Origin of the sequence: Sorangium sp. So ce145 (genome assembly GCF_051525985.1) — a bacterium.
GTDB classification, from domain to species: Bacteria; Myxococcota_A; Polyangia; order Polyangiales; family Polyangiaceae; genus Sorangium; species Sorangium cellulosum_B.
The window spans coordinates 4,023,260-4,040,405 of sequence record NZ_CP150315.1 but is presented as its reverse complement, the minus strand read 5'-3'; the positions used below and the strand labels follow the sequence as shown (position 1 = coordinate 4,040,405).

At 75.0% G+C, this 17,146-nt stretch carries 9 protein-coding genes; 4 read left to right on the top strand and 5 right to left on the bottom strand.

What is annotated here, in order from left to right:
- Positions 1–118: 118 nt before the first annotated feature.
- Together WMF34_RS15310 and WMF34_RS15305 are read right to left on the bottom strand one after the other, a co-directional pair.
- Entirely contained in the window at positions 119–1,483 is a 1,365-nt protein-coding gene (locus WMF34_RS15310) for a DUF1552 domain-containing protein (RefSeq protein WP_437993735.1), read from the bottom strand.
- On the bottom strand, positions 1,480–3,183 hold the full coding sequence (locus tag WMF34_RS15305) for a DUF1592 domain-containing protein (RefSeq protein WP_012235561.1): 1,704 nt from the start codon (positions 3,181–3,183) through the stop codon (positions 1,480–1,482). The genes WMF34_RS15310 and WMF34_RS15305 overlap by 4 nt, the downstream gene beginning before the upstream one ends.
- A 322-nt stretch (positions 3,184–3,505) precedes the next feature.
- Between WMF34_RS15305 and WMF34_RS15300 the strand changes: the two genes are divergently transcribed.
- The 3 genes from WMF34_RS15300 to WMF34_RS15290 all read left to right on the top strand — a co-directional run bounded on the left by WMF34_RS15300 (position 3,506) and on the right by WMF34_RS15290 (position 8,030).
- Complete coding sequence (locus tag WMF34_RS15300; RefSeq protein ID WP_437993734.1) at positions 3,506–4,873, top strand: hypothetical protein; 1,368 nt, start codon at positions 3,506–3,508, stop codon at positions 4,871–4,873.
- 20 nt (positions 4,874–4,893) lie between these two features.
- The gene (locus WMF34_RS15295; protein WP_437993733.1) at positions 4,894–5,490 is read left to right on the top strand and encodes a hypothetical protein; all 597 of its coding nucleotides are present in this window, start codon (positions 4,894–4,896) and stop codon (positions 5,488–5,490) included.
- Between the two features lie 107 nt (positions 5,491–5,597).
- Entirely contained in the window at positions 5,598–8,030 is a 2,433-nt protein-coding gene (locus WMF34_RS15290; RefSeq protein ID WP_437993732.1) for a hypothetical protein, read from the top strand.
- A gap of 576 nt (positions 8,031–8,606) precedes the next feature.
- Here WMF34_RS15290 and WMF34_RS15285 read toward each other — a convergent pair.
- From WMF34_RS15285 to WMF34_RS15275, 3 genes are all read right to left on the bottom strand, one after another.
- On the bottom strand, positions 8,607–10,226 hold the full coding sequence (locus WMF34_RS15285; protein ID WP_231864853.1) for a tetratricopeptide repeat protein: 1,620 nt from the start codon (positions 10,224–10,226) through the stop codon (positions 8,607–8,609).
- 200 nt (positions 10,227–10,426) lie between these two features.
- Positions 10,427–11,335 carry a hypothetical protein gene (locus WMF34_RS15280; RefSeq protein WP_437993731.1) on the bottom strand — a complete coding sequence of 303 codons (909 nt, stop codon included), beginning with the start codon at positions 11,333–11,335 and terminating at the stop codon, positions 10,427–10,429.
- Positions 11,332–12,867, bottom strand: a complete 1,536-nt coding sequence (locus tag WMF34_RS15275) for a hypothetical protein (RefSeq protein ID WP_012235555.1) — start codon at positions 12,865–12,867, stop codon at positions 11,332–11,334. Before WMF34_RS15275 ends, WMF34_RS15280 begins: the two co-directional genes overlap by 4 nt.
- A gap of 378 nt (positions 12,868–13,245) precedes the next feature.
- On the opposite strand from WMF34_RS15275, the gene WMF34_RS15270 reads away from it, so the two are divergent.
- Positions 13,246–17,136 (top strand): serine/threonine-protein kinase, encoded by a 3,891-nt coding sequence (locus WMF34_RS15270; RefSeq protein ID WP_437993730.1) that lies wholly within the window; start codon positions 13,246–13,248, stop codon positions 17,134–17,136.
- Positions 17,137–17,146: the final 10 nt, after the last annotated feature.

The window sequence follows — 17,146 nt, the reverse complement described above, 5'->3', positions numbered from 1 at the left end:
CGGCGGGCGCGCGCCGGCGCTGGTTCTTCGCGGCTCCGCCCCGAACCCCGGCGCCCGCTCCGCGGCCCCTCTGGTCGCGCGGGTCAGCGATCCCTGGCGGGATCTCCGGCGCGCGCACCTAGGCCAAGAGGCCGGGCAACACCCCCGTGCAGTAGGCGGGGTTGCCGAACGTCGACACGTCCACGCCCATCGCGTTGCAGAGCGCGACGAGCAGGTTGTTGTGGGGATCGCCGGCATAGCGCAAAAATCTGCCAGTCCTGAGCGCCCCGCCGGCGCCCCCCGCGATCACGTACGGCATGTCGCGCCGCGAGTGACTCTGCCCCTCCGAGATGTCCGTGCACCAGAGGACGAGCGTGTTGTCGAGGAGCGTGCCCGTGCCCTCCTGGACGGCGTCGAGCCTCTCGAGCAGGTACGCGAGCTGCTCCGCCTGCCAGCGCCCGATGTCGACGAGCTGCTGCTGCTTTTCCGCGTCGCCGATGTTCGAGTGCGAGAGCGCGTGGTGCGTCTCCGACTGGCCGAGCCACGTGAACACCTTGCCCGCCTGGGTCGCGCTCCACTGGATGGACGCGACCCGCGTGAGATCGCAGGCGAGCGCCATCGCGAGCAGGTCGGTCTGCAGCCTCCCGATCGCGGGGAAGTTGTCGTTCGCGTAGACGTCGAGCGGCTCGCCCAGCGCCGGCAACGCGCACGCGCCGCCGAGGAGCGCCGGCACGTCGAGCCGCTGCTCGATGTCGTTCAGCGCGTCGAGGTGCTGCTCCAGCTTCCGCCGGTCCTCGCCCCCCAGCTCGCGCGCGAGGGCGCCGTAGTCCTCCATGACGCCGCCGAGCACCCGGCGGCGCAGGACGCGCCGCCGCGCGAGCTCCGCCGGATCGGCGCTGAGGTCCAGGAACAGGCGGTCGAACGCCGCGCGCGGATCGTCCTCGGGCGGGACCGGCTGGCCCGGGCCGAGGTACGAGAGGCGCGACGAGACGTTGGCGTACTGGACCTGGACGCCGAGCTCGAGCGACGAGAGCTTCGTGCGATCCCCGAGCCGCGCGGCGAGGAACTGGTCGACCGAGATGCCCCCGCCCCAGCCGACCCGCGCGGCCGGGTTGCAGGCGTACGGGAAGAGGGTCCCCTCCTGGAGCTCCGTGCCCGTGAGCGCCTGGCCGATGCCCTGCTGGTGAGAGTCGCCCGGGCCGTGGTAGGCGGACTCCATGTCGATGCCCTCGACGACGAGCAGCTTGTCCCGGTAGGGAGAGAGCGGCGCGAGGATCTCTCCGAGCTCGAACGACGTCTCGGTCCCGGTCGGCTGCCAGGCCTCCTTCACCGTGCCGAGGCCGGTGAAGAAGACGACGAAGCGCTTCGGGAAATCGACGGCGCTCGCCGATCCCGCCATGGCGTCGAGGAAGGGGAGCGCGAGGGCGAGCCCGCCGGCCCCGCGCAGGAAGGTGCGGCGATCGAGGCGTCCCCTCGACGCCCGGCGCTGCGCGGCGCCGCTCACGGCGCGCCCCCTGCGTCCGGCGCCGCGCGGCGGTAGCGGAACGCGTCCGTCTGGGTCAGCGCCACGAGCAGCGCCTTGATGTTGTACCCGCTCTCGGCGAAAGCCGCCTGGATCTGGCGCATGCTGCACTCGTCCTCCGCCTGCTCGGCGCGGCCGTAGCCGAAGCGGAACCACTGCGTCGCGACGCATTGGCGCACCTCGTCGCTCTCCGCGAGGCGGTGCGCGAGCTCCACCGCCCCGTCGAAGGGCCCATCGACATCCCGGCTCGCCACGATCTCGCCGCTCGCGTCGACCGGGACGCCCTGGTCGACCTCGCGGTAGAGCCCGATCCCGTCGTAGCGCTCGAACCCGAAGCCGATCGGATCCATGAGCCTGTGGCAGCCAGCGCAGCCCGGGTCCTCCGCGTGCCGCTCGAACTGTCGGCGGGTCGGGATCCCCTCCCGCACCGGCGGCGGCTGGATGTCCACGTCGGGCGGCGGCGGCGGCAGGATCTGGCAGAGCAGCCGCTCCCGGACGAACTTGCCGCGGTGGACGGGCGAGGACTGATCCGGCTTCGCGAGCACCGCGAGCACGCTGGCGTGGGTGAGGAAGCCCGCGCGCTGCGCCGGGTCGAGCGGCACGACCGAGAGCTCGCCGGGCGCCCCCGCGCCGCTCGCTCCCAGCCCGTAGAACGCGCGGAGCTCGGCGTTCATCAGCGAGTAGGGCGCCGTCAGCAGGGTCGCCACGTCGCCGGCGCCGTCCTCGAACACGACGTGATCGAGGAACGCCTCGGTCTCCGCCCGGAGGAGCGCGGGGAGCCCGGCGTGGAAGCCGGGGTACACCGCCGGGTCCTTGGTGAGGGTGTCGATGTTCGAGAGCTGCAGCCATTGCGCGTGGAAGTTCGCGACGGCGGCGCGGGCGCGCGGATCCTCGAGCATGCGGCGGGCCTGCGCGGCGATCTGCTCCGCGGAGCGGAGCTCCCCCGCGTCGGCCGCTGCGAACAGCGCGTCATCGGGCATCGAGCTCCAGAGCAGGTACGAGAGCCGCGAGGCGATCTCGTGGTCCGAGAGCGCCACCACGCCCTCGCCGGCCGGATCCGGCATGCCGTGCTCGACGCGGTAAAGGAAGTGCGGCGACTGGAGCATCGCCTGGATCACGAGCTCGACGCCGGTCGAGAAGCCGTGCTCGTCGTTCCCGAAGGCGAAGAGCCGCGCGAGCCGCTCGCTCTCCGCGGGCGCGAGGGGCCGGCGGAACGCGCGCTTGCCGAGGCGCTCGATGAGCTCCGCGGCGCACGCCTCGGGCCCCTGCACGGCCGGGTCGCACCCCGGAAGGAGCTTCCCGAGATCCTTCGCGGCCCGCGCCGCGATCGCCTCGGAGGCCTTCATGAGCTGCTCGGCGAGGAGCTGCGTGACCCCGAGCGCCGCCGCCTGGTTGTTGAACCCGAGCGCCTCCTCCTCGACCACGAAGGCGTCGGCCGGCGCGCTGTCGTCGCCGAGCAGATCGCGGATCGTGTTGTTGTACTCGAATCGCGTCATCCGCCGGAGCGGCGACGCGCCCGGCCTTATCTCCGCGCAGCGCGGCGCCTCGCCTTCCGCTCCCCCCGCGGCCCCGCCGCCGCGCCCGCCGGAGCAGGCGGCGGCCGCCGCCACGACAATCGCAAGCCCGAGAGAGCCGCCGGGGCCGCGCGCCGCGCGGAGGTGCCGTCCTCTTGACCGATCCATCTGCCCTCTCCCCTGGGGGACGCGCTGGCCTGCGATGCGGTGCGTTGCGGCGCCGCGCATCGAGCTAACGACATGTCTCACGTCGCGGGGGCCCGTCAAGGCGCCAAGGAAGACGAGGCTCGGTGAGCCCGCGGGTCCGATCTTAGCGGAGTCTCGTAGCTACACTGCGCGTCATCAGAAATGTCGCGGAGCCCCCTCGAAAGACGCTGGATCCAGCCGCGACATCACCTGTAGGCTCGCGCGCGTGCAAGCTTCGTTTGACGCCGCTGCCGGCAAAAGGCCCGCGCGGAAGCCGATCAGGATCAGAACGCTGTCCCTCTCTTTGAGCCTCTGCGGGAGGATCCTCCTCGGGCTCTCCGCCGCGACGGTCACGACGTTCGCGCTCTCGCCCATCGCGCTCGCCGCCCCCAAGGGGTCGAAGTCGATCGCGATCCACATCGAGGGGCCGAACGCGGACGACATCCGCGAAGACATCGTGTCCCTCGTCCCGGAGACGCTGAAGGTCGTGGACGACGACGCGTTCTCGAAGTCGCTGCGCAGCGCCGGCCAGACCAAGCCGGTGGGCGACGCGCTGGTGATGAAGGCCCAGCGGAAGAAGGCCATCGACCGCATCCGCAAGGCGGGCAAGGCCGCGAAGGCCGAGGGTGTGATCTACGGCGTCTCGCGGACGAACAAGAAGAAGAAGAAAGAGGTCTACCTCGTCTACGTCGACGAGAACGCCGGCGACCTCGCGGTGGACAGCGCGGTGCCGCTGGGCGGCTCGCGGGACGACCGCAAGAGGGCGCTGGAGGATCTGCTCGGCCCGACGCTCTCGCAGATCGCGCCGGCGGCCGCCGCGGCCGACGAGGACCAGCCGAAGGACGGCGCCGGTGACGGCGACGGCGAGAAGGACGGCGACGAGAAGGACGGCGACGAGAAGAGCAGCGACGGCGACGACAAGGGCGGCGACGGCGACGAGGGCGGGAAGCGCAAGCCCCACGACCCCCGCTCGGCGCTCTTCTCGATCGAGGCCGGCGTCGAGTTTGCCGGCCGCTGGTTCGACTACTCCGATCCGGTCACGCAGAACCTCCGGCCCTACGACGTCTTCGGTCAGCCCGCGCTGTCGATCTCCGGCGAGGTGTACCCGCTCGCGTCGACGGACATCCCGGTGCTCAAGGGCCTCGGCATCACCGCGGGGTTCATGATGGCGCCCGGCCTCAACTCGGCGGTGGGCGACGGCGACCCGCTCGGCACGACCTACCAGCGCATCAACCTGGGGCTGCGGGAGCGGCTGTCGATCGGCGAGTCGTCCGTGCTCGGCATCTCCGCCGGGCTCCGGCTCCTGACCTTCGAGGTCGACGCGGCGGAGGCCCTGGCCAGCACGGTGCCGAACGTCTCCTACACGCTGATCCGGGCCGGCCTCGACGCGCGGGTGCCGGTCGGCCCGGTCGCGCTGGCGCTCGGCGCCGACTACCTCTTCCCGCTCTCGTCAGGCCAGGTCTACGAGCGGTTCGCCGGGGCGAGCGTGCAGGGCATCGGCGCGATGGCCGGGGTGCTCGTGCCCGTCACGACCGGCGTCGAGGCGCGGCTCCTCATCGAGTACGCGCGGTTCTTCTCGTCGTTCGAGCCCGCGATCGGCGACCGGTATGTCGCCGGCGGGGCGATCGACCAGTACCTTGGGGTGCGGCTCGCCGGAGCCTACGTTTACTGAGCGAGAGAGAGAGGTAGCACGTGACGTACATCGCTTTCCTTGGCGGGCGCACCGCGCTCGCCGTTGCCGCCATGATGAGCGGCGCCGCGTTCATCATCAGCTGCGCGGGGACCCTCGAGGACAAGGACCAGTACCTCGCCGGCGGCGACGGGCCTGGCGGCGGAAACGGCCAGGGCAACGGCGCGGCGACCAGCGGCGGCGGCGACCCCACGACCACCGGCAGCGGCGACCCCACGACCACCAGCAGCGGCGATCCCACGACCACCAGCGGCGGCGATCCTCCGACCACCAGCGCGAGCAGCGGCGGCGGGGCCGGATGCGCTGAAGCGCAGGCGCTGGTGATGGAGAGGTGCGCCACCTCGGGCTGCCACGACGCGGAGTCGAAGCAGTCGGGCCTCTCGCTCGCAGCGGGGTGGGAAACCGCGGTAGCGGCCCAGAATGCCTCGGCGCCGTGCGGCGGGGGCCCGCTGCTCGTGCCGGGTGACCCGGACGCCAGCTTGATCTACGTGAAGGTCACGGACGACCCGACGTGCAACAACCGGATGCCGCTCGGCCCGATGCTCAACGCCGACGAGATGAAGTGTCTCTACGACTACATCGCGGCGCTCTCGCCCTGAGGTAGCAAGGGAGCCTCTGGCCGCGGCAGCGGCGCGGGCGGCGCGGTCGTCCCCTCGATGAGACCGCCTCGTTGGCGCCCCCGTGGCCAGACGCTACGCTCGCCGCGATGCTGCGCCGGCGCTCGTTCTGGATCGCCGCGGCCGCCGTCGCCTACACCGCCTTCGCCGCGCTCCGGGCGTCCGGCGGCCACGGGCCCGCGTGGCTCGCCCTGCTCGGGCTGCCGGCGTTGCTCGCGCTCGGCCTCCGCTGGGTAGAGCGGCCGCCGCGGGGAGAGGACCGGATCGAGCCGGCGGCCCGCCGCGCGGCGGCCGTCTGCCTCACCGGCGCCGCGATGCTCGCCGCCTCGCGGAGCGGCCCCGCCGGGCTCGCGCTGATCGCGCTCGGCAACCTCGGCGCGGCGGCCGCGGCGATGGCCGCCCTGGTCGGGCTCGCGCGCATCGCGGGCCTCGGCGGCCTCCTCGAGCCTCCGCCGAGCACGCGGCGCCTCGACGCGGCGGCGTTCGCCTCGCTCTTCTGGACCGTGGCGGTCGCCCTGCCCGCCGTCTCCGCGGTGGCGCCCGAGCGCGCGGCGGATCTCGATCCGCTGCTCGTCCACTACGCCACGTCCGCCGCGTCGCTCGGCTCGCTCACGGTGACGCTCGTGGCGATCGCGCGCGTCCGCATCGCGCGGCGGCTCGAGCTCGGCGTGGCCGACCGCGTCGAGGCCGCGCTGCTGCTCACGGCGACCGCGCTGGCGGTCGGCCTCGCGGCGGCCTTCGTCGGCGTCGCGCCCCCCGAGTCGATCCTGCCGGTCACGAGCGCCGTCGCGGCGGTCTGCGTCGCGTTCTGCACCGTGGCCGCGGACGCGGCGCAGGTCTCGCGCGCGCTCCGCGGCACGCTCGCCGTCGCGACGCTCGCGACCCCGCCGGCGCTGCTCGCGGTGTACGCCGTGCACCAGGCGCCGCGCGGCGATCTCGGGCTCCGCGGCGCGCCGCAGTCCTCCGTCGGCGTCGCCGTGTTCGGCGCGTGCGCGCTCTGCGCGCTCGCGGGGCTCGCGGCGCCGGTGCTCGCGCGCCGGTTCGCGCCGGAGGGGGCGCGCTGGCTCGGGGCCTTCGACGCCGCGACGCGCGCGGCGATGAACCCGGAGCCGGAGGCGGCGCTCGAGGCGGCGCTCTCCGCGCTGCGCGAGGCGTCGGACGCCGGCGTCGCCGGGCAGGCCCCGCCGGCGCTCTACCTGCTCTCGCCGCCGGAGCAGGTGACCGTCGATCGCGCCGGTTACAAGCACACCGAGCCGGCGGAGGTGCCGGCGCGCCTCATCGAGCTCGCCCAGCTCGAGCCGGAGCGCGTCCTGCGCGTCGAGGCCGCCGAGGCCGTCGAGGTCCGGCGGCCGGAGGTGCGCCCGCTGCTCGCCTGGCTCGCGGAGCGCGACGTCGGCGTGGTCGCCCTGGTGAACGACGCGGAGGGCCCGATCGGGGCCCTCGCCATCCCGCGGGCCCGGCGCGCGTCGCCGATGACGCTGGAGGAGGTGAGCGGCCTGCGCGCGGTCGCCGACCGGCTCGGGGCGGTGATCGCGGTGTCGGCGATGCTGTCGGGGTCGCGCGGCCGCGAGGTCGCCGCCCGCCGCGAGGCGGAGGAGCGCGCGCGCGAGGTGAGCCGGCTCGAGCGGGCCGTGGCGCAGGGCGCGGGGCGGTTCCGCGCGATCGCGGCGCTGCTCGCGCGGCCGGCGCGGGCCGCCGCCTACAGCCCCGCCGCCCGCGCGGCGCTCGAGCAGCTGGAGCGGCTCGGCGTGGCCGGCGGCCCGGTCACGCTGCTGACGGCGCCCGGGATCGACGCGGTGGCGTGGGGCGCGGTCGTCCACCTGACCTCACCGCGCGCGGGCGGCCCGCTGGCGATCGTCGACGGCGCCGCGCCCGTCCCCGAGGGGTTCGCGCAGGCGCGTGGCGCCGCGCCGGCGCGCGGCGAGGCGGCTGCGATCGAGGGCTCCGCGGGGGCGCCGAGCGCGCTCGCGCTGTGGCGCGATCCGGACAGCTCGCCCATCGAGGCGGCGCGTGGGGGCACGCTGCTCGTGCTCGACGCCCAGGCCTTGCCGTCCGAGGTGCAGAGCTACCTCGGCGCGGCGCTGCCGGACGACGTCGGGCTCGTCGTGGCGGTGCCTCAGACCGTGGACGCGCTCGCGGCGACCGGTCAGCTGAGCGAGCGGCTCGCGGACCGGCTCGGCGACCGGGCCGTCGCGCTGCCCTCGCTGTCGTCGCGCGCCGAGGATCTCCGTGCGCTCGCGCTGGATCACCTCGCGCGCATCGGCGTCCGCCTGCGGGGCCGGCCGTTCGGCCTGGATCTGCGCGCGCTGCAGGCGGTGCTCGACCACCCGTGGCCCGGCAACGACGCCGAGATGGGCGCGGTCCTGCTCCGCGCGGCGCTCGTGGCCAAGGGCGACGTCATCGGCGAGAAGGATCTCGCGGCGATCGGCTTCGCCCCGCCGCCCGAGCCCGCCAGCGGGGCGGACAGCGCCCGCGGCGAGGCGCGCCGCGCCCGGCGGCGGCGCGCGGACCCGAGGGGCTAGGCTACGCCGCGGGCGGGGCCCGCCGCGCTGCCCTGGGTGGCACACCGGGGCGGAGCTGCGCGGGCTGCAGCATGCCCCGTCGCCGTCGCGCGCGGCGCGGTGGTAGGCGTGGATCGGGAAGGCGGTCGGGTGCGCCGGCTGCGCCTCGAGGACGGCCTCGAGGTGGCGCAGGCCCGGTGCGGCCGGCCTCGCAGAGCATGGCGCCGAGGTCGCAGCGGGCCGATACGTCCTCGGGATCGAGGCGAGCGGCGGCCTCGAACGCGTCGCGGGCGGCGTCGAATGCACCGCCGCGTGGGGGGACGCCCGCCGGCATGCACCGCCGCGTGGGGGGACGCCCGCCGGCATGCACCGCCGCGTGGGGGGACGCCCGCCGGCACGCACCGCCGCGTGGGGGGACGCCCGCCGGCTTCCACCCTGGCCGGAAAGGTGAAAGGCGCGGAGCACCGAGCACGGACCGGGGGTGGGCATCCGCTGCCGCTGCTGCGCCCTCTCGCGCGTCTCGCTCGTCGGGCACCGAAGCTCCCGGTGCCCTCACCCGGGCGCCCGACGAGAGAGCGCGATAGGTCGCGAGGCCGCTCAGTAAAAGCGGTAACCGAGGCTCGCCGGCGCCGCGAACACCCAGCCGTCGAGGCCCTTCATGACCGTCGGCGAGACGCTCAGCAGGAGCGCGCCCGACGTCCAGCCCGCGCTCGGAAGGTCCGCGAGCACGAGCGACACGTCGACGCTCCCGCCGAACGCGAGCGTCTCCACGAGCGCGCTCTCGGGCAGGCTGCCCTCGCGCGCGTTCACGGCGACCTCGCTCCGGCCGTAGTTGAGGTGCTCCACCTCGGAGGGGATCTCCCCCTTGATCCCGGTGACCTTCGCCTGCTGCCCCACAGGGCCCACGAGCCCCGAAAGGCCGAGCCAGAGACGCCCGAGGCGCATCGAGGCAGAGGGGCCGCCGACAACGAGATAACCGCCGCCGAACCGGTAGCCGCCCAGCACCCGCGCGCCGAGGTGCAGATCCTCGGAGAGCGCAACCCCGATGAACGCCTCCCCGCCGACGAACGGCCCGATCGCCGGATCGAAGCTCGCATGGCAAACCTCATCGTCGCAGGGCGCGATGAGCTCACCCTCCGGGATGTTGTAGCTGTACGAGTACGCGCTCAGATCGCCGAAGCTGCCGGAGTCCATCAGGCCGATCAACGCGCCGCCGGCCACCCCAGCCTCGATCACGAAGCTCCCGGTGTGCCTCGGCGAGGATCCAGAGCTCGGCTCCTGCTCCTCGGCCGCAGGAGATGCCGCAGGCGACGCATCGGTCTCCGGCCCCGCTGCGCCCTGCCCTGGCGCCGCAGCCACCGCGCCCTTCCCCGGCCCAGCAGCGCCCTTCCCCGGCCCAGCAGCGCCCTTCCCCGGCCCAGCAGCGCCCTTCCCCGGCCCCGCGGCGCCCTTCCCCGGCCCAGCAGCGCCCTTCCCGGCCCCTGCGGCGCCGTCCCCGGACCCCGCGCTCCCCTTCTCCGGCGCCGCCGCCACCGGCGCCGCCGGCGGGGGCGCTTCCGCCGCGGGCGCAGGCTGCGCAGCGGCCGAGGCGTCCTTGGCGAGCGCCGGCACCGCCACCGTCTTCCGCTCGCCCCGCTTGATCGTGACCGACTTCTCCCACGGCTTTCTGCCCGGGGCGCTCGCGCTCACCTTGTGCTGGCCAGGATCGATCGGCCGCGCCTGGCCCCAGAGCGCGCCGTCGACCGGCGCCCCGTCCAGCATCACCTCGAGCCCCTCGACCGCGGCCGCCCGCGGCACGCTCAGCGTCAGCCGCGGGAGCGACAGCTCCAGCTTCGCTCCCCTCGCCTTCGCGTCGGCCTCCAGGCGCTTGTTGCCCTCCTTGCGGGCCGCCGCGCCGAGATCGATGTACTCGGACCACGCCGTCGCGACCTTGCCCTGCTTCTCGTGGCACATCGCCAGCGCGAGGAGCGTCGCCGACCTCGGGCTCAGCCTGTAGCTCTCCTCGAGCTTCGGGCAGGCCTCCTCGACCTTGCCCTTCTTCATCAGGCTCTTGCCCTCGTCGAGCAGCGCCTCCGCCTGCGCGAACGCGACGCCCGGGCTCACCGCGAGCGCGAGCGCGAACGCGACGCCGGCAAGGCGCGCGCAGGAGCGCCCGGCGCGCGGCAACGCCTCGACACAGGAGCCGCGGCGCCGCGCGCGCCAGAGGGAAGCAAGCAACTTGTCGGAAGTCTCAGCGTCTTGCCGGTTCAAACGGTTCGTCGCTCCCAGGGCCATGCCCGTGAGGTGATGTCGAAGGCGCGGGCACGAGGACAGCGCGCCTCTCCAAGGAGGACGGAGCGTACCACGCCCCGTTTGAACCGAGCAAAGCCGCGCGCGGTGCGTGGAGACGACGGGACGGGCGCGTGGCGAGGCGCGGGTCAGCCGGCCGCGGAGCGCTCGTCGAGCAGCTTGATGCCGGCGGCGACCTCGCTGGCGAACGACTCGGCGAGCGCCCGGGCCTGGCCGAACCGCGGCGGGACCTCGCGGGCGGCGCGGGCGAGCGCCGCGACGGCGAGGTCGTGGGGCTGGCGCAGGAGGACGCGGTACGCGAGGCTCCGGCCAGGAGGCGTGGCGACGACCGCGAGCGTCGAGGCCGACCACGCGAACGGCGGATCCTTCCGCGCGGCGGTCGCGAGATCCGTGAGCGGCGTGCGCGTCATCCAGAGGGACAGCGCCTCGGCGAAGTCCGGCGGGGCGAGCCCCGCGACGCCGTGGCCCATGTCCGCGAGGCCGACGCGCCGGGTCTCGACCTGGACGCCGCGCAGCTGCCGCCACCGGAGCAGCCGCGGCGGCGGGCGCTGGCCGCGGAAGCTCGCGCGGCCCGTCCACCAGGCGACGAGCGCGTCCGTGCGAAAGCAGTCGAGCACCCGCGCGAACGTCGCGTGCCGCGAGAGCGCGGACCCGACGTCCGCCGGCGCGGGCACGAGCTCGCAGAGGTCGCGCACGCTCGCGAGCAGGCGGGGATAGCGGCTGCGCGTGAGCACGCCGGCGAGCTCGTGGTTCGTGAGCTGGAGCAGATCGTTCAGCGCGGCCAGGAGCGCCCACTCGGCCGCGCCGAGCTCCGGGAGCACGTCGATCGGGGCGATGAGGCGGGCGACGCGGACGCGGACCAGATCGATGCGCGAGCCGAGGTCGCGATCGAGCGCCGGCGCGCCGTCGCCGAGGAGGAGCGCGAGCCGGACGCCGAAGGGGCGCACCAGGCGCAGCGGACCGCCGAGGACGAGCGGGGCGAGCACGTTCGCCTGGAGCTCGGAGAGCCGCTCGGCGATCGCTTCAGGCTGGGTCATTGGGGCGTCCGGCCAGGGCCCGGCGGCAGCGCCCTCGGCTCGGCCAGCGCCTCGGACGGGGCGAGGTCGCGCAGCGGCCGGATGCCGACGCCGCCGAGCACGACCTCGGGCAGCTCGGTGGCCAGCGCCGCCGTGAGGCCCGCGGACGACACGGCCACCGCCGACCATTGCTGGGCCTCGAGCAGCGCCGTCTCGAGCGCGACGAACGCCTCCTCCGGCACGCCGATCGCCCTCCCGTCGCGCCCGATGAACAGCGCCTGCCCGGCGGGGGCGCCCAGCGCTCGGAACAGCACGCCGGGCGCGACCGCAGGGACAGCGTCGTACCCGGCAGGGATGTAGAGGCCCGGATGGACCTCCCGGAAGAACTCGCCGACCGGGATCCCCTCGATGCCCGTGGGGTGCCGGAGGAACGCGCCTGCCGCGGTGAAGGCGATGCGGGCGCGGCGCAGCGTCTCGGGGCCGAGCGCATAGGCGACGTGCCGCAGGAGCGGCATCTCCTGCGGCCGGATCCACGACGCCGTGACCGACCGCCACGGCTCGGAGCTCGGGACGAGGCGGAGCGAGAGCACGACCGACGCGGGGCGCAGCGCGTCGCCCTCCGCCACCTTCGCCGCGACGGGCTCGCGGCCGAGCTCCACCCGGGCGAACGCCGCGACGTCGCCCATCGCCGGAAGCTTCGCGATCTCCAGCGCCTCGCGGCCCCCGCCCCGGAAGAGCACGAGGCCCGCCTCGCCGAACACCGGGCAGGCGCGGAGGTTGACCGGGTGCCGGAACCCCACCTCCACCGCCGCGCCCGGCGCGACCGGCACGAAGTACCCGAGCCCCGGCGTGCTCGTGAGCAGCGGGACCATCCGGGCAGGGATGGCCGGCGCGCGGAACAGGTACCGGAGCACCGGGGCGTCATCGAAGCTCGACTCCGGCGGCCACTCGCACAGGCCGACCTCGGCCTCGACGCTGCTCCGGGAGAAGTAGCGGATCAGCGCCGGGCCGAGCCCCGACTCCGCGAGCAGCCAGCGCGGGCCCGGGTCCTGCCCGGCGGACGGATCGAGGTGCGGCTCGAGCCGGAGCAGCAGCGTGCGCACGTCGACGCGCCGCTCGACCTCGTACGTCTGCGAGAAGGCGTTGTGGTAGAGCGAGAGCGCCGCGTCGCTGGGCAGGATCTGCGGGACGTCGTACCCGAACGGCGCGGCCGCGTCGCGGTACTGGACGAAGTGCCGGCTCGTGCCGGTGAAGCTGTAGCCGCCCGCGAGCCGCGCGATCTCGGCGACACGGTCGAGCCGATCGCTGCTCTCGGCCGCGAACAGGAGGGTGACCTCCCGCGCCCCCAGCTTCGAGCGCACGATCTCGACGACGAGCGAGCGGAGGATGTCCGCGAGCGAGCCCTGCCGCGTGTAGAGCGCCAGGAAGGCGACGAGCCGATCGATCGACGGCAGGAGGACGAGCCCCTTGGCGCCGAGCGCGACCCCCTTGGCGTCGAGCCCGAGGCCGGGCGTGCGCAGCCGGGTCTGGTGAACGGCGACGCGATCGAGCATCGAAATGGCCCCCGCCGCTCGAACGTAACGTAACGGTGAACGTAACGTAATGTTACGCTGAATGTTACGCTGAACGAGCAGCGGAGCCGACGACCGTAGGAGGAGCCGCCGGATCCGTCAAGGGAGGCCCGCCGCGCGCGCTGCGCGCTGCTCGCTCGACGACGCCTGACGACGCCTCCGGCCGGATCGCCGCGTCCGCCGCGCTGCCGGGTTCCCGTGACCGCGACACTGGAACTGCCATGAGCGACGGCGTAGTCTCTTTCGCGAATGCGCCCTGTCGGAACACCGCAGGCCCACGCGGCCCGGCGCCATGAGATCGCCTCTCCGCTGCGCCGGAGCCCCCCCGGCGCCCATCCCACGGACCACGTCGGCTAGCGCATGAGCTCCGCGCGCATCGAGTCCCCACGGCCGCTCGTCGCAGGCCGCTTCCACATCGAGCACGAGGTCGGCCGCGGCGGGATCGGCACCGTGCACCGCGCGTTCGACGTGCAGACGGAGCGGTACGTCGCGCTGAAGATCATCACGGCGGTCGGCGTCGACGCCGAGGGCCAGGCCCGGCTCTCCCGCGAGGGGCAGGTCCTCTCCGAGCTCGATCACCCGGGGATCGTGAGGGTCGTTGCGTTCGGGACGCTCGAGGCGAGCGCTGTCGACGCGGAGGGGCGGCGGATCGAGGAGGGCGCGACCTTCATCGCGATGGAGTGGCTCGACGGCGAGGACCTGGCGGCGCGCCAGAAGCGCTCCCCGCTCTCGCTGCGCGAGGGGATCGAGGTCGGGCGGCAGGTCGCGAGCGCGCTCGCGGCCGCGCACGCCGCGGGCGTCGTCCACCGCGACATCAAGCCGTCGAACATCCTCCTCCTGCGCGGCTCGCCGGACGCCCCGCTCCGCACCAAGCTCGTGGACTTCGGCGTGGCGGCGTCGAAGGAGCTCGTGCTCACGACGGACGCGGGCGGCCTCGTCGGCACGCCGGCGTACATCTCGCCGGAGCAGGCGCGCGGCGACGCGACCGTGGACGCGCGCAGCGACCTCTACTCGCTCGGCGCGACGCTGTTCGAGCTGGTCGCCGGCCGGCCCCCGCACATGGGGCCGACCTCGATCGCGACCCTCGTCCGCCTGGCGACGACGCCCGCGCCGCGCCTCTCGGAGTTCCTGCTCGACGTGCCACCGGCGCTCGACGACCTGATCCACGCGCTCCTGCTCGCCGACCGGGAGCTCCGGCCGAGCTCGGCGCGCGAGGTGGCGGACAGGCTCGCGGCGCTCGCCGACGAGCCGTACCTGCCCACCCCGTCGCCGCTGCGCGTGAGCGACAACCCGCCGGGCGCGATGGGGACGCGCCTCGTGACCACGATCGTGGCGCTGCACGTGGCCACCGGCGAGGAGCGCCAGCGGGAGCTCGATGCGCTGCGCCGCCGCGGGGCCGACGCGCTGCCGCTCGGCACGGACTCGATCGCCGCCCACCTCGGCGTGCGGCAGGCCCACGGCGACGAGGCGTCCCGCGCCCTGGAGCTCGGGCTCGCGCTCGGCGGCCGCGGCGGCCGCGTCGGCGTCGCCTCCGGCCGCATGCGCGTCGACAGGACGCGCGCGGCCGGCGAGGTCGTCGACCGCGCTGTCGCGCTCGCGCGCGAGGCGGGCCCCGGCAGGGTCCTCGCGGACGCCACCACGGTGGAGCTGTCCCGCGGGCGCTTCATGGGCGAGCCGCTGGAGAGCGGCGCGGTGCGGGTGCTCGCGCGCGCGCCGAAGCGGCCCGACGCGCAGACGCCGTTCGTGGGGCGGGACGCCGAGCTCATCACGACCGTCGCGGCGTTCGAGCGCTGCGTGGAGGACGGGACGCCGGTCGTGATGAGCATCTCGGGGCCTCCGGGGATCGGCAAGAGCCGCCTCGCGCGCGAGTTCGTCGCCCGCATCGTGGATCGACCGGATCCGCCGCGGCTCATCCAGCTGCGCTGCGAGTCGTTCGGCCGCGCGCAGGCGCTCGGCGTCGCCACGGACGCGCTGCGGGTCCTCATGGGCCTTCCGAAGGGCGCGTCGCTGGAGCAGGCCGAGGACGCGGTGCGCGCGCGGCGGCCGCTCCACGGCGACGGCGGGCTCCTCGCGCGCCTGCTCGCGAACCAGCCGTTCCCCGACGGCGTCGACCTGCGCGGCGCGCGCGACGCGCTCTACCTCTCGATGACCGACATCGCCGTCGACGCGGCGTCGAGCGAGCCGTGCGCGCTGCTCGTCGAGGACGCGCAGTGGGCCGACCCTGAGAGCGTCGCGTGGCTCGATCACCTCCTCGGGCGGGCGACCGGGAGGGCGCTGTTCATCCTGCTCATGGTGCGCCCGGCGTTCTGGCGCGACCAGGGCCAGCGCTTCGCCGGCCGCGACCACGTGCGCGTGGAGCTGCGCCCCATCGCGCGCCGGGCCACGCGCGAGATCGCGCGGGCGGTCTTCAGCGCGGCCGCGGCCACGCGGCCGTTCGAGGAGGCCACGCTCGACCGCGTCGCGCAGCAGGCGGCCGGCTCGCCGCTCTTCGCCGAGGAGCTCGCGCGGGTCATCGCCTCAGGCAAGGACGCCGCCACGGCGCCGACCATCGAGGCGGCCATCCAGGTGAGCCTCGACGCGCTCGACGAGCCCACCCGGGAGGCGGTGGTGCGCATGAGCGTCTTCGGCCTGTCGGTGTGGGACGTGGGCCTCGCCGAGGTCGGGGTGGCGGAGCCCGCGACGGCGCTGAAGAAGCTCATCGCCGCGGAGCTCCTCGTCGCGCAGCCCGCGTCGCGCTTCCCGGCCGCGCGCGAGTTCCTGTTCAAGCACGCGCTCGTCCGCGACGTCGCGTACGCCTCCGTCGGCGACGAGCTCCGCCAGAGGCTGCACGCCGCGGCGGCGCGCTGGCTCGATCGGCTCGGCGAGGACAGCGCGACGGTGGCGCAGCACTTCGACCTCGGCGGCGAGCACGAGGAGGCCGCGATCCGCTGGGAGGCCGCCGCGCGGCGCGCCCTGGCGACGAACTCGCTCCTCGACGCGGTCACCATGGCCGATCGCGCGCTCGTGTTCTCCCCCGACAAGCCGACGGCGTTCGCGCGCGCGGTCCTCCTCGAGGAGGCGTACTCGCGGCTCGACGCGCGCTCGCCCGAGCGCGACTCGGCGATCCGGGCGATGTGGGAGAACGTCTTCGACGAGGCGAGCGAGCTGCGCACGCTGACGGCCCGCGCGCGCTACGACCACGCGTGCGGCTCGGGGATCGACCTGGAGGGGCGGCTGACGGCGCTGCGCGACCGCGCCCGGTCGATCGATCTCGTCGAGGAGGAGGCGCAGTGCTCGGCGACGCTGGCGCAGGTCCACGCGTTCGCCGGGCAGCTGGCGATGGCCGAGCAGGAGGCCGCGCACCTGCTCGACCTCGCGGCCCGGCGGAACCTCGTCTGGGCGGCGGTCGACGCCTGGCAGACGCGCGCGGTCGCCCACCAGACCCGCGGCGAGCCGGCCGCCGCGCTGGGGGCGCGCCGGAACGCGGCGCGGGCCGCGCGCCGCGCCGGGCTGCAGGAGCGCGAGGCGATGCTGACGATGAACGTCGGCTTCGCGCTGACGACCATCGGCGCCCGGGAAGAGGCGCTCCAGGAGATCGAGGGGGGCATCGCCAGGGCGCAGGCGATCGGCAGCTCCGGGGCGGCGCGCCACGGGCAGATGATCCTGCTCTGCTGGGCGGCGACGTTCGGCCCCGAGCCCCGGCTCGACGCCGTGCTCGCGGAGCCGCGCGCGAGCGCGGACGAGGCCGCGGGGAGCATGTGGGTCGTGCGCGACCGCGTGACGCTCGGCATCCTGTTCTACCGGGGCTGCGAGCTCTTGCGCCTCGAGTCGTCGGGCCTGGCGCGGGCGCGCTCGCTGCTGAAGAAGGCCACCGACGCGTACCGCGTCACCGACAACCGCGACGTCCTGCCCGTGGCGCTCGGGTTCTGCGCCGAGGCGGAGCGCCGCTTCGGCAACGCCGAGCAGGCCCGCGAGATCGCGCGGGAGGCGGCGGCCCTTGTCGAGGCGGGCGCGCCGAGCCTGCTCAACGAGGCGCCGATCTACCTCGCGCTCCACGACGCCTGCGTGGACATGGGCGATCTGGAGGGCGCGCGGGCCGCGATGGAGCGCGCGATGCCCCCGCTCCTGCGCCGGCTGAAGGGCCTCGAGGGGACGCCCTACGCCAGCTCGTTCCTGCTCAACCTGCCGCAGAACTCGGCGCTGCTCGCGGCCGCCGAGGCCTACGGCTGCGTGCCGCCGGAGCTCGAGGTGATGCTGAGCGGCCGGCCGTAACGCCCCGCGC